The 26,282-nt window shown below is 53.1% G+C and carries 14 protein-coding genes; 8 read left to right on the top strand and 6 right to left on the bottom strand.

Annotated elements, in window-relative coordinates; genetic code table 11:
- Positions 1 to 319 precede the first annotated feature (319 nt).
- Both STSP2_RS07835 and malQ read left to right on the top strand, forming a co-directional pair.
- On the top strand, positions 320 to 2,749 hold the full coding sequence (locus STSP2_RS07835) for a DUF3536 domain-containing protein (protein WP_169853070.1): 2,430 nt from the start codon (positions 320 to 322) through the stop codon (positions 2,747 to 2,749).
- A gap of 15 nt (positions 2,750 to 2,764) precedes the next feature.
- Positions 2,765 to 4,255 carry a 4-alpha-glucanotransferase gene (malQ, locus tag STSP2_RS07830; protein WP_257788003.1) on the top strand — a complete coding sequence of 497 codons (1,491 nt, stop codon included), beginning with the start codon at positions 2,765 to 2,767 and terminating at the stop codon, positions 4,253 to 4,255.
- 9 nt (positions 4,256 to 4,264) lie between these two features.
- On the opposite strand, the gene treY is transcribed toward malQ, so the two are convergent.
- From treY to STSP2_RS07805, 5 genes are read right to left on the bottom strand one after another with little or no spacing between them, the layout of a single operon-like run.
- Positions 4,265 to 6,982: a malto-oligosyltrehalose synthase gene (gene treY / locus STSP2_RS07825; protein ID WP_146661471.1), complete on the bottom strand. Its 2,718-nt coding sequence runs from the start codon at positions 6,980 to 6,982 to the stop codon at positions 4,265 to 4,267.
- 20 nt (positions 6,983 to 7,002) lie between these two features.
- Positions 7,003 to 8,826 (bottom strand): malto-oligosyltrehalose trehalohydrolase, encoded by a 1,824-nt coding sequence (gene treZ, locus STSP2_RS07820; protein ID WP_146661469.1) that lies wholly within the window; start codon positions 8,824 to 8,826, stop codon positions 7,003 to 7,005.
- Complete coding sequence (gene glgB, locus STSP2_RS07815) at positions 8,823 to 10,748, bottom strand: 1,4-alpha-glucan branching protein GlgB (RefSeq protein ID WP_146661467.1); 1,926 nt, start codon at positions 10,746 to 10,748, stop codon at positions 8,823 to 8,825. Before glgB ends, treZ begins: the two co-directional genes overlap by 4 nt.
- A gap of 23 nt (positions 10,749 to 10,771) precedes the next feature.
- Positions 10,772 to 14,098 carry a maltose alpha-D-glucosyltransferase gene (treS, locus tag STSP2_RS07810; protein WP_146661465.1) on the bottom strand — a complete coding sequence of 1,109 codons (3,327 nt, stop codon included), beginning with the start codon at positions 14,096 to 14,098 and terminating at the stop codon, positions 10,772 to 10,774.
- Positions 14,099 to 14,104: 6 nt separating this feature from the next.
- Positions 14,105 to 16,096 (bottom strand): alpha-1,4-glucan--maltose-1-phosphate maltosyltransferase, encoded by a 1,992-nt coding sequence (locus STSP2_RS07805; protein ID WP_146661463.1) that lies wholly within the window; start codon positions 16,094 to 16,096, stop codon positions 14,105 to 14,107.
- Between the two features lie 306 nt (positions 16,097 to 16,402).
- Here STSP2_RS07805 and STSP2_RS07800 point away from each other — a divergent pair, with 306 nt between their 5' ends.
- From STSP2_RS07800 to STSP2_RS07775, 6 genes are all read left to right on the top strand, one after another.
- Positions 16,403 to 16,834 (top strand): Hsp20/alpha crystallin family protein, encoded by a 432-nt coding sequence (locus STSP2_RS07800; protein WP_146661461.1) that lies wholly within the window; start codon positions 16,403 to 16,405, stop codon positions 16,832 to 16,834.
- On the top strand, positions 16,831 to 19,290 hold the full coding sequence (locus STSP2_RS07795; RefSeq protein ID WP_146661459.1) for a Lon protease family protein: 2,460 nt from the start codon (positions 16,831 to 16,833) through the stop codon (positions 19,288 to 19,290). The genes STSP2_RS07800 and STSP2_RS07795 overlap by 4 nt, the downstream gene beginning before the upstream one ends.
- A gap of 123 nt (positions 19,291 to 19,413) precedes the next feature.
- Positions 19,414 to 20,988, top strand: a complete 1,575-nt coding sequence (gene otsB / locus STSP2_RS07790) for a trehalose-phosphatase (RefSeq protein ID WP_146661457.1) — start codon at positions 19,414 to 19,416, stop codon at positions 20,986 to 20,988.
- Positions 20,985 to 23,387 carry a glycoside hydrolase family 65 protein gene (locus STSP2_RS07785; RefSeq protein WP_146661455.1) on the top strand — a complete coding sequence of 801 codons (2,403 nt, stop codon included), beginning with the start codon at positions 20,985 to 20,987 and terminating at the stop codon, positions 23,385 to 23,387. The genes otsB and STSP2_RS07785 overlap by 4 nt, the downstream gene beginning before the upstream one ends.
- Before the next feature lie 147 nt (positions 23,388 to 23,534).
- Positions 23,535 to 23,870 carry a heavy-metal-associated domain-containing protein gene (locus STSP2_RS07780; protein WP_146661453.1) on the top strand — a complete coding sequence of 112 codons (336 nt, stop codon included), beginning with the start codon at positions 23,535 to 23,537 and terminating at the stop codon, positions 23,868 to 23,870.
- A 15-nt stretch (positions 23,871 to 23,885) separates the two neighbouring features.
- The gene (locus STSP2_RS07775; protein ID WP_146661451.1) at positions 23,886 to 24,737 is read left to right on the top strand and encodes a transporter; all 852 of its coding nucleotides are present in this window, start codon (positions 23,886 to 23,888) and stop codon (positions 24,735 to 24,737) included.
- Positions 24,738 to 24,740: 3 nt separating this feature from the next.
- Here the strand turns inward: STSP2_RS07775 and STSP2_RS07770 are convergent, their stop codons facing one another.
- Positions 24,741 to 26,156 carry a hypothetical protein gene (locus STSP2_RS07770; protein WP_205848033.1) on the bottom strand — a complete coding sequence of 472 codons (1,416 nt, stop codon included), beginning with the start codon at positions 26,154 to 26,156 and terminating at the stop codon, positions 24,741 to 24,743.
- Positions 26,157 to 26,282 lie beyond the last annotated feature (126 nt).

Here is a 26,282-nt window from a genome sequence, read left to right as displayed (position 1 = left end):
CGTTTCTCCGCTTGAGACTCCGACAGCTTTCACCCACCTTACTGACGAGAAAAATAAGTTACAATATAAGAAAAAGAAAGTCAAGAAATCTGTCCTAAGCCGGGACTTAACCACTCTCATCATAAGTTAGACGACAGTAAAGTCGATTTGTTACAGGACTTTTAAGCAAAATTGAAGATTTTGGGACACTATATTGCCAGGCTCGCAAAATGCTGCCATCAACAGATTTCAGTATTAAGGTTTCCCATTTCTTCTGTTAGAATAATACTGATCGTAAAAAAAGCCGACAACTGAGGGTTTAATGGAGATTTGTAATCTTATGACTAAATACATTTGCATACACGGCCACTTCTACCAGCCCCCAAGAGAGAATCCCTGGCTGGAAGACGTTGAAATGCAGGATTCGGCACACCCGCACCACGACTGGAATGAGCGAATAACCGAAGAGTGCTATCGCCAGAACGCGGCCTCTCGAATACTGGGCAACGACCGCAAAGTCGTAGACATCGTCAATAATTACGAAAACATGAGCTTCAATTTCGGCCCGACACTTCTTAGCTGGCTGGAAGAGAAGGCGCCGGACGTGTACGGCCGCATTCTCGAAGCGGACAAAAACAGCGTCAAGAAATTCTCCGGCCATGGATCTGCCATCGCACAGGCATACAATCACATGATCCTTCCGCTGGCAAACGACCGTGACCGGCAGACCCAGGTGCAGTGGGGAATTTACGACTTCAAGAGCCGATTTAACCGCGAACCGGAAGGCATGTGGCTGCCCGAGACCGCTGTAGACACACCGACACTTGAGACCCTTGTTGACAACGGCATAAAGTTCACCATTCTCGCTCCGCGACAGGCCAAAAAGGTGCGACCGCTGGGAGAAGAAGAGTGGGAAGAAGTAAATGATTCAACGCTCGACACGACTGTGCCCTACACTTGCAAGCTGCCCTCCGGAAGAGAGATAGCAATTTTCTTCTACAACGGGCCTGCCTCTCATGACATAGCATACGGCGGACTGCTGCACAGCGGCGAAAATCTGGCGAACCGGCTCACTAACTCCTTCCCAGAAGAAAACGAGCAGTGCAAAATCGTCCACATAGCCACTGACGGAGAATCATTTGGACACCATCACAGGCATGGCGATATGGCACTGGCGTACTGTTTCCACCACATCTCACATCACGATGATGCCGAACTCACCATTTATGCCGAATTCCTGGATAAGTGTCCGCCACGCCATGAAGTCGAGATATGGGAGGACAGCTCCTGGAGCTGCGTTCACGGCGTGGAAAGATGGCGGAGCAACTGCGGCTGTGCAGGCGACCAGTCGAAGAGCGGACAACAGCAATGGCGAGAGCCCCTGCGAAATGCGCTCGACTGGCTTCGCGATTCTATGAACAAAATATACGAACAACGCATGTCAGAATTCACATCCGATCCTTGGTCCGTGCGTGGGGATTATATCTCAGTAATACTGGATCGTTCTCCAGAGAACATCACCAGCTTCATCGAGGATCATACGAACCAGGAACTCACAGATGATGATAAAGTTACTTTTATGAAGCTGCTTGAAATGCAGCGAAACGCCATGCTGATGTACACAAGCTGCGGCTGGTTCTTCGACCACATAGGCGGCATCGAGACCGTCCAGATCATGCAATACGCCGCACGCTGTATTCAGCTCTGCCATGAAATCTCTGGTGAGGACCTTGAAGCAGAATTTATGAAGTTTTTGGAGGATGCGCCTTCTAACGAAGATCTGTTCGAAAACGGCAGTGAAGTCTATGAGCAATACGTCAAGCCAAGTAAGATCGATCTTGTACGTGTAGGGGCCCATTTCGCTCTGAGCTCGGTCTTTGAAGAAGAAGAAAAGGGCGAATTTCCGGTTTTCTGCTATTCAGCGAAGATCAAGGATTTCTCACGGATTGAAGCAGGCATTCAGGTCCTGTCGGTTGGAAGGATCCACATCAAATCGCAAATTACCCTGGAAACAACCGACCTGGACATGATCGGATTATATCTGGGAGGTCAGAATCTGCTGGCAACAGTGGGCCCCAGAATGGGGGGTAAACGGTTCCAGCAAACCACCGACAAATTGATAAAGACTTTCCACCGAGGCGAAAACGTAGAGGTCTTCAGGCTCATGAACGTCTGGCCGGAAGGTCGGAACTATTCGTTGAAGCATCTGTTTAAGGATGAACAGCGAAGGATCGTCAATGAGATACTCGCAACCACCTTCGACGAGATCGAAAACTCATTCAGGCACATTTACGAATACCATTTCGCCATCATGCAGATGCTGAGAAATATGAATATGCCTTTGCCGACTTCGCTTGCTGCACCGGCGGCGTTTATCATTAACACAGATATAATAAGAGAACTGCAGCAGGATCAGATCGACATTAAATGGCTCAAAAATCTGGTGGATCAATCTAAGAGATTGTCACTCAAACTTCAGGATGAGGTTCTCGGGTTTGAAACCAGTCGTAAGATCAACAGGCTCATGGACGATTTCCGTGAAAATCCGGACAATATCGAAGACCTTAAACTTACAACGGAATTGCTTGCGGCATTGAAGCCGACCACAGGAAGCATCGACCTACAAAATCCTCAAAACATCTTCTTTGAACAGGTCAGAACAACTTACCCAGAAATGCAGGAAAAAGCCGAAAAAGGTGATGAGAACGCAAAACAGTGGGTTGAAAGCTTCACAAAACTTGCACAGCACCTGGAACTAAGTCTGCCATAATGAGAGGTTTGTCTCATGCTGAAAAAACGCGCAAGCGGAATTTTAATGCACATAACTTCATTGCCTGGTCGATTCGGCATTGGCGACTTCGGCCCTGCTGCCTATAAATTTGTCGACTTCCTCCGCGAATCTGGGCAGAACTACTGGCAGATACTCCCCCTGAATTACACGTCACCTGAAATGGGCAATTCTCCATACAGCGGTTTCTCAGCTTTCGCGGGCAACCCCCTGCTTATCAGCCCGGAACTGCTGTACCGGCAAGGGCTGCTCAACCGCTCAGACTTGACCCCTGTGCCGGACTTCTCCAAAACTGCTGTCGATTACGAGGCAATACTCGGGTACAAGACCAGACTCTTTGATGCTGCCTTCGAGCGATTCACGCCGGATGCAGATTTCGAAGAGTTCGTCCAGAGCAACTCCTACTGGCTCGAGGATTTCGCACTATTTATGACACTCAAACAGGAATACGGCAAGAAGAAATTCAACGCCTGGCCCGCGCCCATCCGGAACCGCCGCTCGGGTGCGATGAACAAGGCCAAAAAAGAACACGCTCAACAGTTACGTAAAGAGTGTTTTCTGCAGTACATCTTCGCTCATCAGTATGACCAACTCAAAACGTACTGCAACGATCAGGGCATACAGATATTCGGTGATCTGCCTATCTATGTCACATACGACAGCGCCGATGTATGGGCACACCCCGAGGTTTTCAAGCTTCGAAAGGACCGCAAACCCGAAATGATCGCGGGCGTGCCGCCTGATTACTTCTCCGAAACGGGCCAGCTCTGGGGCAATCCCGTTTACAACTGGGACACACTGCGCAAAACACGCTATGACTGGTGGATGCGGCGTATAAAGTACAATCTATCGCTTTTCGACATGCTGCGAATAGACCATTTCCGCGGGCTGGAAGCGTTCTGGGAAGTGAAGGCCAACGCGAAAACCGCCATCAATGGCCAGTGGACGCCCGGGCCTGCAAACCACTTTTTCGACGAACTGTTCCGCCAGATACCGCAGGCCGCCCTTATCGCCGAAGATCTGGGATATATCACAGCCGAGGTGCGCGAACTCATAAACGATTATAACTTCCCCTGCATGAAGGTTATCCAGTTCGCATTCGACTCCGAGGACGGCGACAACCTGCACATGCCCCACAACCACACCCGTAATTCCGTAGTATACACCGGGACACATGATAACAACACCACCGTCGGGTGGTTCAATACGGAGCTGCAGGAATACCAGAAAAAGCTACTCAGCGATTATGCAGGCACAAAGATCAATGCCCGCAACGTACACTGGCAGATGATTCGTCTGGCGATGGCCTCGACGAGCAAGATCGCCATAACTCCTATGCAGGACGTGCTCGGCCTGGATGCTGACCAACGAATGAACTGCCCCGCCCGACCCGAAGGCAACTGGAAATGGCGATTGCCCGCAAGGAAGATCACCCCTGCACTGACCGAAAAACTCCACCGCCTGACCCGAATCTTCGGCCGATGCTGAACGCGTCTATCAGCGCCGCTCCAGCACAGCTATCGGAAATTCGCTAAACATTTTAGCTGCACTAACCCGATCCCCGACCACTTCGTGCCTGCCACTGAACAAACATCTGTAGTCACCTCTAAGCGATTGCGGTAAAACGATTTGCATGCCGTCAACCTTGTCGGCATCGATGCCGCGCTCAGGCAAACTCGTTAAACCGTAACACAACCGCGGAACCAAAACAATGACAGCTCGTCCATCGTTTTCTCGCGCGTAAGCGATCAGCCTGCCCACATCATCACCCTCTATCTCAAGCGGGATATACGTCCCCGTTCGATAAAGCTCCTTCTGCTGCTGACGCTGTTCCAGTAATCGATGCACAACGAACATCTTCACCATACCGTCCGCAGGTTCGGCAAGCAGCTCCGCAAGTGAATAATTGTTGCCCAGCGAATACTCGGTATCCAGCCGCTCGAACATACGTTCGCGCATTGCATAGTCAACCGCTCGCCGATTGTCAGGATCGACCAGACTCAGGTTCCACAGCTCGCTGCCCTGATAAATATCCGGCACGCCGGGACATGTCATCTTCACCACAACGCCGGCCAGTGACTTTATCACACCATACCTCGAAACCTTCTCAGTGTATTCTGCAAAATCGCCCCAGAACTCGCTTCCCTCATCGAACAAGCCGTCAATAAACCCTGTTACACTCTCTTCGTATTCCGCATTCACTGCAAGCCAGCTAGTATGCACCTTCGCCTCCCGCAAGGCTTTTACCGCATACTCCTTCAACCGGTCGCGAAAATCCCACTGCTCACTGGGCTCGAACGGCAGTGCTCCGACCATCGTCTGATATATCAGATATTCGTCGTTCGCATCCGGACACTGCTGCCCGTCCAACGAAGTCTTCAATCCCTCGTTCAACACCCGCCATTTTCGTACATTCTCAAACCACGCTTCACCCATCTCCGAGAGCACATTCAACCGAGCCCTTACGTCCTCGCCCCGCTTTGAATCATGCGTACTTGTCCCGTTCATTGCGTTGGGCCAGATATTGACTCGCTCCGCCATATGTTTTTGAAATTCATCCGCCGGGATCCCGAACTGATCAGGCGAACCGCCCACCTCATTAAGAGCAATATGCCTGTTGTAAATATAGAGCAGGGTATCCTCAAAACCCTTCGCCATCGCCGGTGCGCTGAGCTGCTGAAACCGAAGAGCAAACTCACAGGACCCACTGCCCTGTTCATGGCATTTCAGGAGCATATCGCCCAGCCGTCTTATCACATCCGCCAGCCTCTGCTCATATTCGCAGGCACCCTCGACCGCCCGCTCGACACATTCTACGTCAAAAGACCGCCGTTCACCTTCACCCAGATACGTCCTGTAGATCCCACACGCAGCCGCCAGCGAGACAGCCGCCTCGCACAGCTCATCGTCGTCCTCGCCCGCAAACTCATCCCCCTTCAGCATTCGCACAAGATTCGCCGCATCACCCGCCATATGCGTACCGAGCACTTCCTTTTTCTTGTCATACAGCACCCGCTGATAATCACCAAACTCCCCCGCAAGCTCCTTATAGAACCGATCAAACGCATCCGCCTTCTGGTTGTCACACATAACCGAGTCAACCATCGCCCCGAAATCATAGCCGGTCGTTCCCTCTACAGGCCAGCTCTGCATCAAAGGCTCGTCCTTTTCCATTATCTTCTCAATGACAATATAGGCTTCCGGCGCAGCATCACGTAACCGCTTCAGATACTCACCGGGCCGACTCAACCCGTCCACGTGATCCACCCTCAACCCATCAAAATAGCCATGCTTGACACAGTCCAGTATAAGCTTGTGCGTCCTATCAAACACCTCCTCCCGCTCAGCCGCCATGCATATGAGTCCGTTTATGTAAAAGAACCGCCTGTAATTGATCCGCCTGGTGGCCTCCTGCCAGTGGGTCAAAACGTAATACTGCTTACCAAGCAGGTCCAGCAGCCTTCCACCTTTGTTGTACTTGTCCATAGCGGCATCGACCAGCGCTCTTACCTCTTTGTTCTCACTGTACGCATAGAACAGTGCCTGCTTGACGCCTTCAAAAGCTTCTTCAACCTCCTCCCGTCGCATCTCTTTTATATCCGCAAGCCGAACACATATACTGCCTAGCGCCTCTTGCTGCGGCTCCTCGCCATGGATCGCCTCATGAAGCACCTCGCTGTACGAACCTGCATTGAGCGGGAATCTCTGCTCGTAGTATTTAACACCCAGTCCCAGCTCGTCGGCCACCATCGCGACTTCCTCGTTCGCGACTGTTTCTTCAAGCTTCTTACCCAGAAACGGCGCCATCACTTTTCCCGCCAATTCCTCATCCGGGTGCTCCCAGTCAATATCGAACATATGCGAATATGCACTTGCCCGCCCGTGTTCGAGCACACTCATCATCATCGAATTATGCATCGAATACGCCATATGGTTAGGCACAATATCCTGCACCCAACCGATGCCATCCGCCTTGCAGACCTCCATCAGCTTTACAAACTCATCCCACCCGCCAAGCTCAGGATTGATCTGGTTCGGATCGGTCACATCATAGCCGTGCCCGCTGCCCGGATTGGCCTTAAATATTGGCGAAGCATATATGTGCGTAATGCCCAGCCTTTTGAGATATGGAACAAGACGACGGGCCTGTTCAAATCCAAAGTCCTCGTTCAACTGCAGCCTGTAAGTCGTCCCCGGTATTCGCTTGCTGTTCATAGTTCCCGCCGCTGGTTATATTAGATCATCTCAAAAAATGCAAAACATCTCTCAGGCAAAGTTAGCTCACCTCTGCCCTCACATATCTCACCAAGCTCGCTGCCCGGACCTCCCCATGCGTTCTCACCTGAACAGACAATCTTCCGCCATCGCTCGCCATCCTCAAACAGCCTCACCTTCTGCTCATGTTTACTGAAATTCATCACACAAAGATACCGCCCTTCGCAGGCATCGCCTTCACGATGCCAGATCAAAATCTGCTTGTCCTTCATTGAAGTCACATTCTGGGTGCTCCTGTCCACCCATGCTGGGATCGTCCGGCGAATCTCCGCGAACTTCTTGTAAAGCGAGAGCATCGTCTTATGCTCGCCCTGCTCAGGCTTCTCCCAATTCAGCTTGCTCCGCTCGAACGTCTCGACCGCTTGTGGGTCCGGCACACCCTGTGCCTGCTTGAACGTGCTGAATTCTTCCTTGCGCCCCTTTCGCACCGCTTCGACCAGCTTTTCGTCCGAGTGACTGACAAAATACTGGAACGGCGATTCCTCGCCATACTCCTGTCCCATGAACAGCATCGGCACGAACGGCGAAAGCATCAGCACCCCTGCAGCCAGCTTTGCCGACTCAAAATCCGTCAGATCGATCAGCCGTTCTCCGTGAACGCGGTTGCCCACCTGATCGTGATTCTGCGTGCACACCACGAATTGCTCGGCAGGCCTGTCGCCGGAATGATTACCGAACTTGCGCTTACGGAATTTCGAGTATTGACCCGTGTAGACGTAACCTTCATCAAACGCTTTCGCCAGATCCTCCACCCTGCCGTAATCCTGGTAATATCCGAACTCCTCCTCCGTCATCAGCGCATGGACACTGTGATGAAAATCATCGGACCACTGCGCATCCAGCCCATATCCCCCTTCGCTCCTGGGCCTTAAGAGTCTCGCATTGTTCAGCGCACTCTCACCGATCAAGTGAACTCTCCGGTCCGCCGATTCCGCATAGCGATCCACCCTCTTCGTCAGCTCCTCCACAAAATGCGTCGCCGACATATCGAAGATCGCATGCAGAGCATCCAGTCGCAAGGCATCCATATGATAGAAATGCAGCCAGTACAAAGCATTCTCGATAAAATAGTCCCGCACCTCGTCGCTGTACGCCTGATCGAGATTGACAGCATCACCCCAGGGCGTCACATGCCGATCCGTAAAGTAAGGCCCGAAATCCCGAAGATAATTGCCTTCGGGCCCAAGATGATTGTAAACAACGTCCAGCACCACCGCCAGGCCGTGATCATGCGCAGCGTCTACCAGCCGCTTGAGCTTGTCCGGCCCGCCGTACGAATTCTGCACTGCGTAAGGAAAAACCCCGTCATAGCCCCAGTTCCGCTCGCCGGGAAACTGCGCCACCGGCATCAGCTCGATCGCTGTTATGCCCAGATCTCGCAGATACCGCATCTTCTCTATTATCGCCTCGAATGTGCCCTCAGGCGTAAAACAGCCCGTGTGCAGCTCGTAGACTATATAATCTGCCAGATCATAATTTCGCCAGTTCTGATCGCTCCAGTGAAACGCTGCATGATCCACTACCGCCGACGCTTCGTGCACCCCGTCGGGCTGAAAATTAGACGCAGGGTCCGGCCTTTCCTCCTCACCGTCTATCCGGTACAGATACCGTGTGCCGGCCTTAACGTCGTTCGCCTCGATCTGCCAGTAACCCTTCTCGATCCTGTACATATCAAGCACACGTTCATCATCACCGAGCAGACGCACCTGCATCTGTTTCGCAAAAGGAGCCCATACGGTGAACAGACAGCTTCCGTCTGACCTCAGATCAGCACCTGGGATCATTTCTCACCTCTTTTGAACGCTACGATGCCCAAAGGCGGCAATGTGATCGAAAGCGAATGATCGAACCTGCCCCCGAACGCAGCCGGTGAGGCCTCGACACCTCCCATATTGCCCTGTCCGCTGCCGCCGAACTCCTTGGCGTCGCTGTTCATTACCTCTTTCCAGAACCCGTCCTTCGGCACACCAATTCGATAATTATATCGCGGCACCGGAGTGAAATTACACACCACCGCGAGGCAGTCATCCTTGTCATCGGCGTATCGCAGATAGCTGATCACGCTCTGCTCCATATCGTGAAAATCTATCCATTCGAATCCTTCAGTATGGAAATCCCGCTGGTGCAGCGCTGCCTGACTCTTGTAAAGCCAGTTCAGGTTGCCCGTCCACAGCTTCATCTTCGCATGATAATCTTTGTCCAGCAGCCCCCAGTCGAGCTGCCAGTCATGGTTCCACTCCGAAGGCTGGCCGAACTCACTGCCCATGAACAGCAGCTTCTTACCCGGATGCGTAAACATATAGCCATACAGCAGACGCAGATTCGCAAACTTCTGCCACTCATCGCCGGGCATCTTATTGAATATGGAGCCCTTGCCGTGCACTACCTCGTCATGCGACAAAGGCAGTACGAATCGCTCAGTGAACGCATACCATATCGAGAAGCTGAGCTTGTCCTGGTGGAACTTGCGATGCACCGGATCGTTTCTCATATAGTCCAGCGTGTCATGCATCCAGCCCATGTTCCACTTCATGTCGAACCCGAGCCCGCCTGTATCTACCGACCCGGTGACCATGGGCCACGAAGTAGACTCCTCCGCTATCGTCGTCGCATCCGGGAACTCTTCGCTGATCATCTCGTTCATCCGTCGCAGAAAGTCTATCGCTTCCAGATTCTCCCTGCCGCCATTTTCATTCGGGATCCACTCGCCTTCATTTCGCGAATAGTCCAAATAAAGCATCGAGGCAACCGCATCCACTCGCAGACCATCCGCATGATACTTATCCAGCCAGAAGAACGCACTGCTGATCAGAAACGAGCGAACCTCTTTCCTGCCGTAGTTGAATATGCAGCTCTTCCAGTCCGGATGAAACCCCTTCTTCGGATCGGAATGCTCATACAGGTGCGTGCCGTCAAAGTAAACCAGCCCATGTTCATCATTTGGGAAATGTGACGGCACCCAGTCAAGTATCACGCCGATCTCATTCTGGTGCAGTTTGTCAACAAGCTCCATGAATCCCTCACACTCACCGAATCGGCACGACGGAGCGAAATAACCCAGCGTCTGATACCCCCAGGACCCATAGAATGGATGCTCCATCACGGGCAGGAATTCGACATGCGTAAAGCCGGTCTCTTTGACATACTTGACCAGTTCGTCGGCCATCTCCGCATAACTGAGAAACCCGCCGTCCTTGTGCTTCCACGAACCCAGATGCACCTCATACACGGACATCGGGCTCTTGCCGCAGTTCCGCTCAGCCAGACGTTTCTTCCAGGCTGAATCCTTCCATTTATAGTTTAAATCCTTCACCACCGAAGCGGTCCTCGGCGGCTGCTCCCAGTAGAAAGCAAATGGATCGCCCTTGTCCACCGTGTAGTCTTTATGATGACTGACGATATGATATTTGTAAACCGCGCCGTCACCGATTTCGGGCACGAATGCCTCCCATATACCCGAACCATCCCAGCGACAGTTCATCGAATTAACATCGTTATCCCAGTCATTGAAATCACCGATGACCGAAACTGACTTCGCATTCGGAGCCCACACAGCGAAATAAACGCCTTTGACTCCGTTGTTTTCAACAATATGCGCTCCAAGCTTCTCATAGAGCCTGAAGTGGTTACCTTCCCTGAACAGGTAAATATCCTGTTCCGTCAAAAGACTGAAATGCGTATTTGTATTGCTTTGCTGCTTACTCATAATTACTCCGCATTCAATTCAACTTACTTATTCTCCAAAAGATGCCCGATGCCTCTAACCGGTATGGTCAGCCAGTCGGGCCTGTTATTGATCTCATAACCAAGCTCGTAAACCGCTTTCTCCAACAGGAACACATCGAGCAGCAATCTGAAATCATCTTCATCGCCGGGCAGAATATCCGAACCCGCAACCGTCTCACGATAGCTCTGCAAGAAGGTACCGCTTACATAATGATACCACAGTTCAACCCATGGTTTGAGCTCATCGATATCAAGTCCCTGCCGCTCCAGCCGCAGGAATATCGAGCCGTATATCGAATAATGGAACGAGCGTATCATGCCCGCGACATCTCGCAGGGCGGACCTTTTTAAACGCCGCTCACTGATCGTCCTGGCAGGCTCACCCTCGAAGTCGATAACCACAAAATCCTTACCCGTATACAGCACCTGCCCCAGATGAAGATCGCCGTGCACACGGATCTTCTTCGCGGATATCTTCTTCTCAGACAGCCGCCTGAAAAAACTCAGTATCGATCGCTTGCTGCCAATGATCTCATCTATCTTCTTCTGCATCTGCTCATCCGCGCCTTTTCTGTGACTAGTCAGGTCATCGAACACCTTGATCGTCAGACTGCGAATACTCTGATACAGGGACTTCTGGTACAGCAGCGAATACGACTCCGGCCTGACATCCTTATTGTCAGTAAGGCTCGCCAACGCAAGGTGCATCTCACCGATACGCTTACCCAGCAGCCATACGTTCTCAAGATAAAGACTGCCGATTGATTCCCTCATCACATCCGGTATCTCGCCGTACTCAACATCATGTATGCTCGCGGGACACTCGGGTATCTCACCATTCTTTTCACGATTGGTCGTCACATAGCTGAAATATCTGCCCGCAGCGTCCAGTGAATACGTCCACGCATCATTTTCACTGTGCACATACTCAAGCAGCACACCCAGACTTGCCCAGTCCCGCGTCGTTTTCTGCCACTCGTAAGAACCGGCAAACGCGGGAAGATTCTTATAATCCGTCTTTTCCGTCAGATACCATGAAAGCTCCACATCCGGATTGAGCCCCTCCTCGATCCGTCTGTAAAGCTTCATGAAAAACGCATCGTCATAAATAATCGAACTGTTGCTCTGCTCCGCCTTGATCAGCTCCGAAGGCAATGGCAGCTCTCTATCCTTCATCAGCTCCTTGAACTTCCTGCTGCGCTCAAAACGAAGACGTCCCTTGGTAGCCTTATTTCTCCTGCCGCCCAGCATCGCCAGCATCGCACGCTGAAACCCTTCACTCACCACTGCCTCATAAAGCCACCCCTCCGTCTTCTTCAGACTCAACCCGGTTATGACATGCCCAGGATATTCCGTCTGTATCTCATGGGCAAGCTGGTCGGTAGCAAAGCCCACCGGCAGGAAATATGTCTGCTTGGGCTGGTCCCTGAAGACGACATCCAAAAACAGCATATAGATCCGGCCGTCTTCCGTCTGCAGATTCACGCTGTCGCGCAGATTTATCCTGCGTATTGTCTTGCCCTTCGCGCCGAACCATCTGCACCGCTTGATATACCTCGTCAGAACAGGCGAAAGCTTCTCATCGATACCGCCGTCGAACATCTTGCCCCAGGTAGTATTAAGCTCTACATGAGTCTTTTCCCCTTCGGTCAGATCCTCGCCTTCAGCCGGTTTTGAAAGACTGAACCAGTAGAACGTATGCGGCGTTATGGTCAGTGTATAATCGTCCTCATTGATATCCGGGAACTTATTACCACTGAACACCTCTTCCATCGTGTAATTTTCGTACTCGGCCAGATCGATATTAGTCACCTGACAATGCCGTGACAGATTCGCCACCACAAATAGAGTCTCATCATCATACTCCCGCATGAACGTCAGCACCTTCGGATTGTCCGAATTGACAAACTTAAAGCTGCCCCGCCCGAATGCCTTGTACCGCTTGCGAACCGCGATCATCTTGCGCATGAACCACAGCAGCGAAGACGGATTCTTGCTCTGACTCTCCACGTTCACCGTCGTATAGTGATATTCGGACTCGATGATCGCAGGCAGATACAGCTTGTGCGGATTAGCCTTCGAGAACCCGGCATTGCGGTCCGGGCTCCACTGCATCGGCGTGCGAACCCCGTCCCGGTCACCGAGATAATAATTGTCCCCCATCCCGATCTCATCGCCGTAATAGATGATCGGCGTGCCTGGCAGCGAAAGCAGCAGGCTGTTCAGCAATTCTATCTTCCGCCGGTTATTCTCCAGCAGCGGTGCGAGCCTGCGTCTGATCCCCACGTTCACCCTCGCACGCGGATCCTGCGCATACGCCTTGTACATATAGTCACGCTCCTCGTCAGTGACCATCTCCAGCGTCAGCTCGTCATGATTTCGCAGGAACATCGCCCATTGACAGTTGTCCGGTATGTCCATGCTCTGATCGAGCATATCGATTATCGAAAACCGGTCCTCACTCCGTACCGCCATGAACAATCTCGGCATCACTGGAAAATGAAACGCCATGTGACACTCATCACCGTCCCCGAAATACTTCGATGCATCATCGGGCCACTGGTTCGCCTCTGCCAGCAGCATCTTGTCCTTAAATTTCGAATCAACATGTGTCCTCAGTTTCTTCAAAAACTCGTGCGTCTCGGGCAGATTCTCGCAGTTCGTCCCCTCCCGCTCGAACAAATACGGTATCGCATCCAGCCGCAGCCCGTCGACGCCCATCCCCAGCCAGTAATCGACCGCCTTGAGTATTTCCTTCTGCACTCGCGGATTGTCATAATTCAGATCGGGCTGATGCTTGTAAAATCTGTGCCAATAATATGCACCCGCCACCGGATCCCAGCTCCAGTTCGAGCTTTCGAAATCCGTAAATATTATCCGCACATCCTGATATTTCTCAGGCGTATCGCTCCAAACATAAAAATCGCGATACACACTGCCGGGCTTTGCACGCCTGGCCCGTTGAAACCACTTATGCTGATCCGACGTATGATTGATCACCAGCTCGGTTATTACACGGATACCCCGCTTGTGCGCCTCACGCAGCAACTGCTTGAAATCGCGCATGCTGCCGTAATCAGGATTGATACTGTTATAGTCACTGATGTCATACCCATCGTCCATCAAAGGCGAAGGATAAAACGGCAGCAACCATATTGCGGTCACCCCCAGACCGGTCAGGTAATCGAGTTTCTTTATCAGCCCCTTGAAGTCACCGATCCCATCATCGTCATGGTCATAAAATGACTTTATATGCAGCTCATAGATCACCGCATCCTTGTACCACAAAGGCTGTTCACCAATATTTTCACTTTGCTGTTTCTCAGGCATAACTCATTACATAAAATAATCAAAATCGGTTTCTCTCTTCAGCCTCTTACGCACTCTGAGGATATGCGCGGGCATCACATGCGGATCCAGCTCGATATAGTTCCTCTCACCATGCCAGATGTACTTGTCGTCACTGAGCAGATCGTGCATCAAATACGGCTGGTCATGGCTCAATCCTAGTTCATCTATCGGCAGGTGTATCCACGTACTCTGCTTGAAGTGCGGATCCAGGTTCACCATCGTCACCGTAATGTTTTCGACATCCTCATCCGTTTTGACGTAACAGACAACAGCCTCGTTCTCGGTCGGCAGAAACTCAATATTTCGCGTCTGCTGCAAGGATCTGTTCTCCCTGCGAATCCGGTTCAGTCGCCTGATCACCGCCCTTAGATTGCCCGACCGTTCTCTGTCCCAGTCCTTGATCTCATATTTCTCCGAGTGCAGATATTCCTCCTTGCCCGGAACAGCCTCTGACACACACAGCTCATACGCAGGCCCGTACAGTCCATAATTGGACGAAAGCGTCCCCGCCAGAATAACTCTCGCAATAAACGCGGCCCTGCCGCCGAACTGCAGATGCTCCGGCAAAATATCAGGCGTGTTCGGCCAGAAGTTCGGCCTCATGTACTCCGCGACATCCGTCTTAGTGAGCTCGTTCACATACTCCTGCAGCTCATACCTCGTGTTCCGCCAGGTAAAATACGTATACGACTGATCGAACCCGATCTTCGCCAGCCGCTTCATTATCTTCGGCCTTGTAAACGCCTCCGCCAGAAATACCACGTCCGGATGCTCCTTGCGAACCTCCGCTATCACCCACTCCCAGAACGCGAATGGCTTTGTATGCGGGTTATCCACACGTATCACCCGAACACCCTTCTCGACCCAGAAAAGTATTACACTCTTCAGTTCCTCCCAGAGATCCCGCCACTGCTGCGTCTCAAAATTGATCGGCAGAATATCCTCATACTTCTTCGGCGGATTCTCAGCGAACTGAACGCTCCCGTCCGGCCGCCATTTGAACCATTCCGGATGCTCCTCGACATAAGGATGATCAGGCGAACACTGAAAAGCCAGATCGATCGCGACATCCAGCCCGTGCTCCTTAGCCGCCTTTACAAGCCGCTCAAATGATTTCACCGTCCCCAGCTCCCTGTGGATCGCCTTATGCCCCCCTTCCTTCGCCCCGATCGCCCACGGACTGCCCGGATCATCCTCTGAGCATACAAGCGAGTTATTCCGGCCCTTGCGGTGCGTCAGGCCTATCGGATGGATCGGCGGCAGATAAACCGTATCGAATCCCAGCTCGGCAATATCGCCAAGCATCTTCTCGCAATCTTCAAACGTGCCGTGCTCCGTACCTTCCCCGCACGAACGCGGGAAAAGCTCATACCAACTGCTGAACAGTGCCTTGGGCTGATCCACCAGCACCTTCAGTTCGCGGTCATATTTGACACGATGATTCCTAGGCGGATATTTTTGTGCGATCTCCGACAGCTTTTCATCAGTCACACTCAGCACGGTCTCGTCGATGTCACGCACGTGCTCCAGCAGCTCCAGTGCCTCACTTAGCCGGTCCTTGTCTTCACCCTCAGCCCTTTTAACAACGTCTTTGAGCAGTTCCGCACCGATCTGCAGATCGACCGTCAATGCCTGCCCCGCCTCGTACTTCTTGAATATATCCTGCTGCCAGGTCTTGAAGTGATCGATCCACGCCTGAACCGTATAGACATAGCGACCGAGCTTTTCTACCCTGAATGCCGCCGACCATTCATCGTTGACGCACTCCTCCATATTCGCGACCTGCCATTCGCCGTCCTCCTCATGCTTGTAATAAAGCAGGGCGGAAATCTGGTCGTGACCATCACAATATATATGAGCTTCTACATCAACCTTCTCACCCGGAACCCGCTTTATCGCAAACTGCCCCCCGTCGATCTGCGGGCCGACATATTCAATTACAACTCTTTTCCTTCCTGCAATATTGATCAAATTCATATCTGTTGCCGTATCCAACTTAGTTGCGTTAACATTTCAATTAGTGCGCAACGATTATACACACATACGAAAAAATCGCAAATCGTCATCATCTCACCTGATTCAGGATGGAATGGTTTCAGGTTACAGTCTCACACAAAGCCCCCTCGCCTCAAATAAGGAAATTACCTATTTGCGCCTTCGCAAATTCTGATTTTGTCTCCATTGCAAATTTCACTCTTCACAGATGCACCAATAACATGCAAAATCAGGTCATATTCACGATCAGCGAAAATGATTCTTTGGTAAAATACCGGAGGCCGGTTGATGTACAGATTCAGACACGTTCATTACTCACTGCGGGACTCAGGCGCGGAACGCACCACACAACTGCACCACCACCAGATACACACCCTTTTCCATGAACTCATTCACAAACCCTGGGGCTGCGGAACCTGGGAACCCCCGATGGACATACTCGAAACCGAAAATGAATATCAGATCCTCGTCGATCTGCCCGGCGTGGCTCAGGACCACATACAGGTCTCATTGGAGGACGACATACTGGTAATAACAGGCACTAAACCCCCGCCTGGATCTAATAACATCATCATTCATCTCTCAGAGAGAAACTGTGGAGATTTCACCAGAACAGTACAGTTCCAGACTCCAATAGACCCCGACAAGCTCACAGCCGATCTTCAAAACGGCGTACTAAAGATCAACATCAGTAAAAATGGAGGCGAAAGCAAACGATGACCAAGCAGACTAAACAAGCCCGCAAAACACAGTCTCATAAACTCAAAAAAGCGAACGAACCCGTTCAACTCACCCCTGACGAAGTCGACATAGACTTCAAGGACGGAACTTTCGCATTTAAAAACACCAGCGAAGTAGAACCCCTTGAAGAGATCCTCGGCCAGGACAAGGCCATGAACGCCATCGAGGTCGGCTTGGGCATACCGCAGGACGGCTACAACATCTACGTAGCCGGCCTGACAGGAACCGGCAAGATGAACACCGTCAAGCGCAGCCTAAAAAAACGCCTCGACGGATCAAAGGTCCCCGCGGACTGGGTATACGTCCACAATTTCGAGGACCCCGACCAGCCGAGATGCATGAAACTCAAACCGGGCAAAGGCAAACAACTGCAGAAAGACATGTCCAACCTCGTTGAACGTTTGCAGCAGGCGCTGCCAAAAGCCTTTCGTCAGGAAGATTTCAGCAAGGAAAAACAGCAGCTCAGTGCAAAGTACCAGAAAAAAACCGACGAAATGATCGAGGACCTGCGTAATGACGCAAAAGAACGCGGCTTCGAGATGAACCTCACATCCGAGGGCGGCATAAACTTCATACCGAAACACGACGACAAACCCATCGAGAACCAGGAGCAGTATGACGAACTCCCCCAGGAAGAAAAGGACCGCATTGAAGAAGGTCAACAGGAACTGACCAAAAAGGCCGACTGCATCATCCAGCAGCAGCGCGACATCATGCAGGAACTCACCGAAGAGGTCCGCCAGATCGAGAAACGCTTCACAAGCTACGTCGTTCAGCCAATGATCGAAGCCATCAAATCAGGCTACCAGGACAATGACGAAATACTGAACTACCTCGACCAGGTCGCCGATCATATCCTGGACAATCTCGAAAAGTTCCAGCAGAACAAACAGCAAAATCCCACTGCTGCCCTGATGCAGGGTCTAACGGGCGGCGGAGGTGACGCCCAACCGCGCTTCCTCGAGTACCAGGTCAACCTCATCGTCGACCATCACAAATCCAAAACCGCCCCCGTCGTCATCGAAGAAGCTCCCACTTACCAGAACCTCTTCGGACACATCGAACGAACCGCCGACGCACGAGGCCGACTCGTCACCAATCACACCCAGATAAAGGCAGGCAGCATACTCCGTGCCAACGGCGGCTACGTCGTATTCAACATCGAGGACGCACTTACCGAACCGTTCGTATACAAAAATCTCAAACGCGTCCTCAAAAGCGGAACCCTCCAGATCGAAAGCCTGAACCCTTTCATGCCCTTCTCAACCGGAGGACTGCGCCCCCAGCCCATACCCGTCAGCGCAAAGGTTGTCGTCGTAGGCAGCCCGCTCATCTACCAACTGCTCCGCCATTACGACGATGAATTCGCTTCAATCTTCAAGATCCGCGCAGATTTCGGCACGGAAATGAACCGTGACAAAAAGCAGCAATTTCAATACGTCCAATTCATCGCACGACTGGCTCGCGACGAAAAACTCCTCCCCTTAGACAACGAAGCAGCAAAAGAGATCGTACGCTTCGGCTCCAGGCAGGCCTCGGACAAACAGAAACTCGTTACAAAATTCTCCGAAGTCGCCGACATCCTCCGCGAATCAAACTACTTCGCCCAAAAAGACGACGCCGACACCATCACGGCAGACCACATCCTCAAGGCACTCGACAACCGCGTATACCGCACCAACCGTATTGCCGAAAAAATACGCGAAATGATAGATGAGGGCAGCATACTCATCGACACCGAAGGCACCGCACCGGGCCAGGTAAACGGCTTGGGCGTCCTCGACCTGGGCGATTACATGTTCGGCAAACCGTCACGCGTCACCGCCTCGGTCGGACTCGGCACCGACGGCCTGATAAACATCGAACGCGAATCCAAACTCTCCGGCAGCACCCACGACAAGGGCGTGCTCATACTGGGCGGCTACATCCGAAACATGTTCGGCAAGGACAAACCGCTTGCACTATCGGCATCCATCTGCTTCGAACAAAACTATGCCGGCGTCGACGGCGATTCCGCCTCCGCTGCCGAACTGCTTGCTCTGCTCTCCGCGATCAGCGGAGTACCGATAAGGCAGGATATCGGCATCACCGGCTCGATCAACCAGTTCGGCCAGATCCAGGCCATTGGCGGCGTAAACGAAAAAGTAGAAGGCTTCTTCGACGTCTGCAAAACCAAAGGCATCACCGGCACACAGGGCGTCTGCATACCGCAAAGCAACGTCAAAAATCTCATACTTCGAAAAGACGTCAGAAAAGCCATCGAAGAAGGCGAGTTCCACATATATCCGGTCACCACAGTCGATCAGGCCCTCGAACTGCTCACAGGCAAACAGGCCGGCACCCCTGACCAGAAAGGGACCATTTTCCACGAGGTTGACACCAGACTTCACAGCATGGCCGAAGAACTCAAAAACTTTGCATCACAAAAGAAGTGAAACAGACGCTATCATTCCGCATAACTGATACAAACTTGATGAAATCGCCATCTGATGTTATACTGATAGCGTTCCGGAACGCAAACTGACACCGAAAAGCAATCAAATAAGGGTAAAACATCAATGAGTAACGAAACCAAGCTGACCATTACAGCCGACAAGTTCGACGCGGTCATCTTCGACATGGACGGCGTGATCACGGAAACAGCAAAAACCCATGCCTCCGCCTGGAAACAGCTTTTTGATGAATACCTCAAGGACCGCGCCGAAAAAAATAACGAAGAGTTCAAACCCTTCAGCATAGAGGACGACTACCTGCCCTACGTCGACGGCAAACCCCGCTACGACGGCGTCAAAAGCTTCCTGCAGTCAAGACGCATCGACATACCGTGGGGCTCCCCTTCAGACGACCCGTCCGCTGAAACCGTCTGCGGGCTGGGCAATCGCAAAAACGACTACTTCCTTGACCGCCTCAAGCATGAAGGCGCCAAGGTCTACCCCGACGCAAAAAAACTCGTCACCGCTCTCCGCAATAACGGAATCGCCGTCGCCGTGATCTCCGCCAGTAAAAACTCTAAACCCGTCCTCGAAGCTGCAGGCGTCATAGACCTTTTCGACACCAGCGTAGACGGCAATGACGCCAGACGACAGAACCTCAAGGGCAAACCGGAACCCGATGTATTCATCGAAGCCGCAAAAAGACTAAACACCACACCCGACAGATCCATCGTCGTAGAAGACGCAATCGCGGGTGTCCAGGCCGGCGCCCAGGGCAAATTCGCAACCGTCATCGGCGTCGCCCGAAACACGGACCCCGATTCACTAAGCTCGCAGGGAGCCGACATCGTCGTCACAACCCTCGACGAGCTGACCACAGCTCCTGCAAAGAACGCCGCAGTTGCCGACCCGATGGACCCCGCCGAATGCGCTCAGAAAATATCAGACCGCGCAGGCACACGCAAACCAGCCGTCTTCCTCGACTACGACGGCACACTCACCCCCATCGTCGAACACCCAGAGGACGCAACCCTCTCACCCGAAATGGCCGACGCACTCATCGAACTCAACAAACACTGCACCGTCGCCATCGTCTCCGGCCGCGACCTCGCCGACGTCCGCTCCATGGTCAACCTCGACCAGCTCATCTACGCGGGCAGCCACGGCTTCGACATACAGGGCCCTCACGGCATGCACATCGAACTGCAGAAAGGCGAAGACGCTCTGCCGCACCTCGAGATCGCACACCAGGCCCTGCAGCAAAAACTCCACGCCATCCCCAACGCACGCATCGAACGCAAGAAATTCGCCATCGCCGTCCACTACCGCCAGGTCCCCGACAACCGCGTTGACGACCTTCTCGAAATAGGCCATGAGCTAGCCGACTCCTACCCCCAGCTCAAACTCACCGGCGGCAAAAAGATCTTCGAACTCCGACCCAACGTCGAATGGGACAAGGGCAGCGCGGTCCTCTGGCTCCTCGAAAAACTCGAACTCGACCCGGATAAGTTTCTGCCCATCTACATCGGCGACGACCTCACCGACGAAGACGCTTTCAAAGCCCTCAAAAGCAAAGGCGTGGGCATTATGGTAAGCGACGAAGTCGAAGACACCGCAGCCGACTACGTCCTCACCGATACCGAACAGACAAGAATATTCCTCGAACAACTTGCACAGATTCTAGCGAGGCAAACCGCATGAGTGAATGGCTCCTCAAATACAAAGGTTTTGACCCGGACCAGGAAGGCCTCCGCGAGGCCCTCTGCACGCTCGGCAATGGATACTTCGCAACAAGAGGCGCAGCAGCCGAGGCAGAGGACGACGGCGTACACTATCCCGGCACCTATCTCGCCGGCGGATACAACCGCCTGACCTCCCACGTCGAAGGTCAAGCCATAGAAAACGAGGATCTCGTCAACATCCCCAACTGGCTGCCGCTGAACTTCCGCATTGACGACGGCGACTGGTTCACCATCGCAAACGTCACCCTCGACTCATACGAACAGACCCTCGACATGCACGAGGGTATCCTCCACCGCAAAGTAGAGTTCACCGACCAGACCGGCAAAAAACTCAGATACCACAGCCGCCGACTCGTCCATATGGGCTTCCCGCACCTCGCTGCCATACAGCTCACACTCACTCCCCTGAACTTCACCGGCACCATAGAGTTCCGATCCGCCCTCGACGGCACAGTAACCAACAACGGCGTCCCCCGCTATCGCAAACTCGAAGACAAGCACCTCGATCCCCTGGAAACCCACGTTCATAATGATACCATCCTCCTGACCGTAATAACCAACCAGTCCCGCATCGAAATATCCCAGGCCGCCCGCACCCGCGTATACTCCGACGGCCAACTGCTCGACCCTGAACGCACAACAGACAGCGACAAGGCACAGATCGCCCAGAACCTCAAGCTAGACGCAAAACAAGGCCAGCCGCTGACCGTCGAAAAGATCGTCACACTCTACACCTCCCGTGACCATGCAATATCAAACAGCTCCATCGAGGCCCTCAAGGACGCACGTAACGCCAAAACATTCAACGAGCTCGCCGACACTCACAAACTAGCATGGGAAAACCTCTGGTCCCGCATTAAGGTCGACCTGCAGAACACCTACGAAGAAGAAAAGGTCCAGATGCAGGCCGTTCTCAATCTCTACACGTTCCACATTCTCCAGACAACATCCCGCCACAGCATCGACCTCGACGTGGGCGTACCCTCGCGCGGCTGGCACGGCGAAGCATACCGAGGCCACATCCTCTGGGACGAACTGTTCATCTTCCCCTTCCTAAACATCCGAATGCCCAGCATAGGCCGTGCCCTTCTGCTCTATCGCTACCGCCGTCTAAAAGAGGCCCGAGCCGCCGCCCGCGAACAGGGATACAAAGGCGCAATGTTCCCCTGGCAGTCAGGCAGCAACGGCCGAGAAGAAAGCCAGAAAATACATTACAACCCCAAGTCAGGCCGATGGATACCCGACAACTCCCGCCTCCAGCGTCACGTCAACGCCGCCATCGCATACAACGTCTGGAAGTATTACGAAGCCACCGCCGACATCAGCTTCCTCTGCAATCACGGCGCGGAAATGATCTGGGAGATCGCCCGCTTCTGGTCCAGCAAGGCAACCTGGAACGAAGACCTCCAGCGTTACGAGATCCACCGCGTAATGGGCCCCGACGAATACCACGACGGCTACCCCGACACCGACGAGCCGGGTCTGAACAACAACTCCTACACCAACATCATGGTCGTCTGGCTCATGAACAAGGCCCTCAAGCTCTACGAGCTCCTCCCCGAGTACCGCGCAAAAGAACTCAGCCACGTCCTCGGCATCACCAAAGAAGAAACCGAACGCTGGAAACACATCTCCCAGCGCATGCGCATAGTCTTCCACGGCGACGGCATCATCAGCCAGTTCGAAGGCTACGACAAGCTGCAGGAATTCGACTGGGAAGGCTACAAAAAACGCTACGGCAACATCCAGCGCCTCGACCGCATACTCGAATCTGAGGACGACACACCCAACCGCTATAAGCTCGCAAAACAGGCCGACGTCCTCATGCTCTTCTACCTGTTCTCATCCGAACAGCTCAACGACCTCTTCACCCAGCTCGGCTACGAATTCGACCGCGAAACCATCCCCAGAAACATCAACTACTACATCGATCGAACCTCACACGGCTCCACCCTGAGCTGGGTCGCCCACTCATGGGTCCTCTCACGCTCCGACCGCGAAGGCTCATGGGACCTCTTCAAAAAGGCCCTTCAGTCCGACATCGCCGACATACAGGGCGGCACAACCCCCGAAGGCATCCACCTCGGTGCAATGGCCGGAACCGTCGCCCTCGTGCAAAAAGCCTACACAGGCATGGACACCCGCGACGACACCCTCGTCCTCAATCCCTGCCTGCCCGAACACCTCGCAAAACTCGAACTCCGCATGGTCTACCGAGGCCACCCCCTCTTCGTAAAAGTCGAAACCCACAAACTCACCATAACCAAACTCTGCGACTGCCCCGGCCCCGTAAACCTCGATTTCCGCGGCAAAATGAAAAAACTGAACGCCGGCCAAACCCTCGAATTCAAGCTTTAGAACTCCAAAACCCCACCGAATAGTCGATTCGGCCCGCAGGCCGCCATTTTGCCGAATTTTACCAAAGTACCCACTTGAAAAAGGCTCTTCGTTTTCGTATTATCCCATTATTCCTATTACTTTACTGGCCTTTTTGGAGATAGTCAAATGACCCGCATTTTTACTATATTACTGACACTAACCATCATCTTTACGGCTCTGGGCTGCACAGAATCTGAACAGGTAGCCCCCGAAACCACTAAACTGGAAGAATCATTCGCCCCCAACGCCCAGGTTTACGAGGTTTTCGGCATGGATTGTCCCGGCTGTCAGGGTGGTGTCGAAAAACTGCTCAAAAAGATCCCCGAAGTTGAAGACGCAAAAGCCAACTGGCAGAAACAGCGGCTTGTCGTAACCCCAAAACCCGGCACAGAAGTAACCGACGAAGCGGTTCACGACGCAATAGAACGTGCTAACTTCACCCCCGGCAAACGCCTGCAATAAGAAAGGCAACCAATCATGAACCGATTTTCACCCAGAATCCTTCTCGTCGCATTCTCATTTGCATGTCTCGCACAGTCCGTTTTCGCCGCAGGGATCAGCATCGATGCGGGCCTGACCCCGCCCGAGGACCGCTGGATCCTGCGAAACCAGTTCCGCTACATGGAAAAAGAAGACGACCCCACCGCAATGGACCGCGAAATGTACACGTACGCATTTCCCACCGTCATTGCATATGGATTCACGCCCGACCTGACGCTGATAGCACGTCAGGCGATCAAGCAGCGCACAATGGAAATGGGTGAAACCAGCCGCGATGCAGGCTTCGGCGACCTCCTGCTCCTCGCCAAGTACAAACTCTACCGCCTCAACACACGCGACTACATCTTCGGCCTGGCAGGCACCCTCGGCCTGGAACTACCCACCGGAGACGACGATTTCGGATCAGAGACATGGGACCTCCAGCCCGGCTTTTTCGCCTCCTGGCGCAGCGGCCCCTGGCAATCAGATTTCAACGCCACATACAAATGGAACGGCTTTGCGGACGAAGGCAGGAACGGCCTCGACCCCGGCGACAAAATCTCCCTCGATCTGGCCTTCGCTCATCAATTCAACCTGACCGAAGAAGCCGACACTACCATTGCCCCCGTACTCGAGCTCAATTACGAGCACAACACACGCGACTCGCTCAGCGGCCGAACCGTTGACAATACCGGCGAATCGTTGTTTTTCGTCTCGCCCGGCATCAAGTTCACCAAGTCGTCGTTCATATTCGAGGCCCTCGTGCAGTTTCCCGTCTGGCAGGACCAGGAAGGCTCCCAACTCGAACAGGGAACACGCTTCATAGTCGGAACAAGATTTCTGTTTTGATGATCACAACTGCCGCATAAACGCAACCAGCGCCTTCTTCTCTTTCTCCGTCAGCTTCAGATCCGTCACCAGGTTGAAAAACTCGACCGTATCCTCCAGCGTCAGACATCGCCCGTCATGCATGTAAGGCGGTGAATCCTTGATGCCCCGCAGCGCGAACGTCTTGATCGGCCCCTCAGCCGTAATGAACTGCCCGTTGATCATCTGCGGCTCATAAAACCGCTCCACCTTCAGATCATGCATCTTCCCGTCTTCGTACGCAGGCGGCATATGACATTCCGCGCACTTGCCCTTGCCGAAGAACACCTCCTGCCCGAACATCTCTTCCTCGGTCGCCTTCTCCGGATCCAGCCTGCCGAACCGGTTCAGCTTGGGCGAAGGCGGAAAATCAAAAATTATCTGCATCTGCGCCATCATCGCAACCTGGCTCGCCCTGTCCGGCAGATGCACTCCCTTCTTCGCCGCGGTCACATGATCCCCGTCAAAATACGCCGTCCGCTGCTCGAACTCCGTAAAGTCCTCAACCGACCGTAGCGACCGCTTCGACCCGAATATCTGCTGGTTATACATCCCCCGCAGACTCACCGTATCGATCCTGAACCTCGCCTCCTGCGGCCGGGTATCCGGGTTCAGATGGAAAGTCGCATTCGTGTGCCCGTTCACATGGCAGTCCAGGCACGACACTCCCAGGCTCGGCTCCTCGACTTTTCGATCATACGTCGCATTGAACTGCTGCTGCGGGAAAGGCGTCAGCAGCAATCGCAGCCCCTCCATCTGCACGGGCGTCAGCTTGCCCAGCATTATGTCATAATAGTTCTTGATCGACAGCACCTTCCCCTGCGACACATCCCCCAGGTCCGGCCGAGTCGTCAAGAATATCGGCGGCGGAAACTCCGGCGTAAAGTGATCAGGCAGATCGAACTCCACATCGAACCGCAGCAGCGACCGATCCTCCAGCCGCATTATCTCGTCGATCTGATCCTGCGGGAACACCTGCCCGCCCGTCGAATGTTTCGCATGAGGCAAAGGCAAAAAGCCCCTCGGCCACAACCCCTTCTCCTTGATCTCCTCGGGCGACATCTCCGCAAGTTCCTGCCATGATCCAACCCCTTCCGGCAGCTTAACCCGCACGCCCTTCTGCACAGCCTTTCGACCGCCCGACATCATAACCCCCTCCGCCGGCATATCACTGAGGTCATACCTCCGACGCAGCAGCCTCATCTGCCTTTGCATCACCTCGTCCTTCTCAGCCTTGTCGCTGGCCATGATCTCCTCGAAATCCTGCTCCAGCACCACCGGCATATAAGTCTGTCTAGGCAGATCCTCCGCCGTCATCTTCTCCCCCTCATGCTCGGCCGCAAAAACAACCGCACACACCAGCACACACAACGTCATTACAGCAAAAAATGATTTCCGCATCGTTCTGTCCCCCATAAACATAGCGTCAATATCAATCGCGGGACCAAATAAGATCCAACCCCCAAAGGCAGAATAAGCCCCCAACTCTTCCAATTATCCCGCTCGCAAAAAACCTGTCAACGATCC

Source organism: Anaerohalosphaera lusitana (genome assembly GCF_002007645.1).
In the GTDB taxonomy this organism is placed as follows: Bacteria; Planctomycetota; Phycisphaerae; order Sedimentisphaerales; family Anaerohalosphaeraceae; genus Anaerohalosphaera; species Anaerohalosphaera lusitana.
This window is presented reverse-complemented; position numbering and strand designations above follow the sequence as displayed.

Bases quoted from the DNA above. Each gene is read 5' to 3' on its own strand.
- STSP2_RS07835 (WP_169853070.1), top strand. From the start codon at position 320: ATGACTAAATACATTTGCATACACGGCCACTTCTACCAGCCCCCAAGA.
- malQ (WP_257788003.1), top strand. From the start codon at position 2,765: ATGCTGAAAAAACGCGCAAGCGGAATTTTAATGCACATAACTTCATTG.
- treY (WP_146661471.1), bottom strand. From the start codon at position 6,982: ATGAACAGCAAGCGAATACCGGGGACGACTTACAGGCTGCAGTTGAAC.
- treZ (WP_146661469.1), bottom strand. From the start codon at position 8,826: ATGATCCCAGGTGCTGATCTGAGGTCAGACGGAAGCTGTCTGTTCACC.
- glgB (WP_146661467.1), bottom strand. From the start codon at position 10,748: ATGAGTAAGCAGCAAAGCAATACAAATACGCATTTCAGTCTTTTGACG.
- treS (WP_146661465.1), bottom strand. From the start codon at position 14,098: ATGCCTGAGAAACAGCAAAGTGAAAATATTGGTGAACAGCCTTTGTGG.
- STSP2_RS07805 (WP_146661463.1), bottom strand. From the start codon at position 16,096: ATGAATTTGATCAATATTGCAGGAAGGAAAAGAGTTGTAATTGAATAT.
- STSP2_RS07800 (WP_146661461.1), top strand. From the start codon at position 16,403: ATGTACAGATTCAGACACGTTCATTACTCACTGCGGGACTCAGGCGCG.
- STSP2_RS07795 (WP_146661459.1), top strand. From the start codon at position 16,831: ATGACCAAGCAGACTAAACAAGCCCGCAAAACACAGTCTCATAAACTC.
- otsB (WP_146661457.1), top strand. From the start codon at position 19,414: ATGAGTAACGAAACCAAGCTGACCATTACAGCCGACAAGTTCGACGCG.
- STSP2_RS07785 (WP_146661455.1), top strand. From the start codon at position 20,985: ATGAGTGAATGGCTCCTCAAATACAAAGGTTTTGACCCGGACCAGGAA.
- STSP2_RS07780 (WP_146661453.1), top strand. From the start codon at position 23,535: ATGACCCGCATTTTTACTATATTACTGACACTAACCATCATCTTTACG.
- STSP2_RS07775 (WP_146661451.1), top strand. From the start codon at position 23,886: ATGAACCGATTTTCACCCAGAATCCTTCTCGTCGCATTCTCATTTGCA.
- STSP2_RS07770 (WP_205848033.1), bottom strand. From the start codon at position 26,156: ATGCGGAAATCATTTTTTGCTGTAATGACGTTGTGTGTGCTGGTGTGT.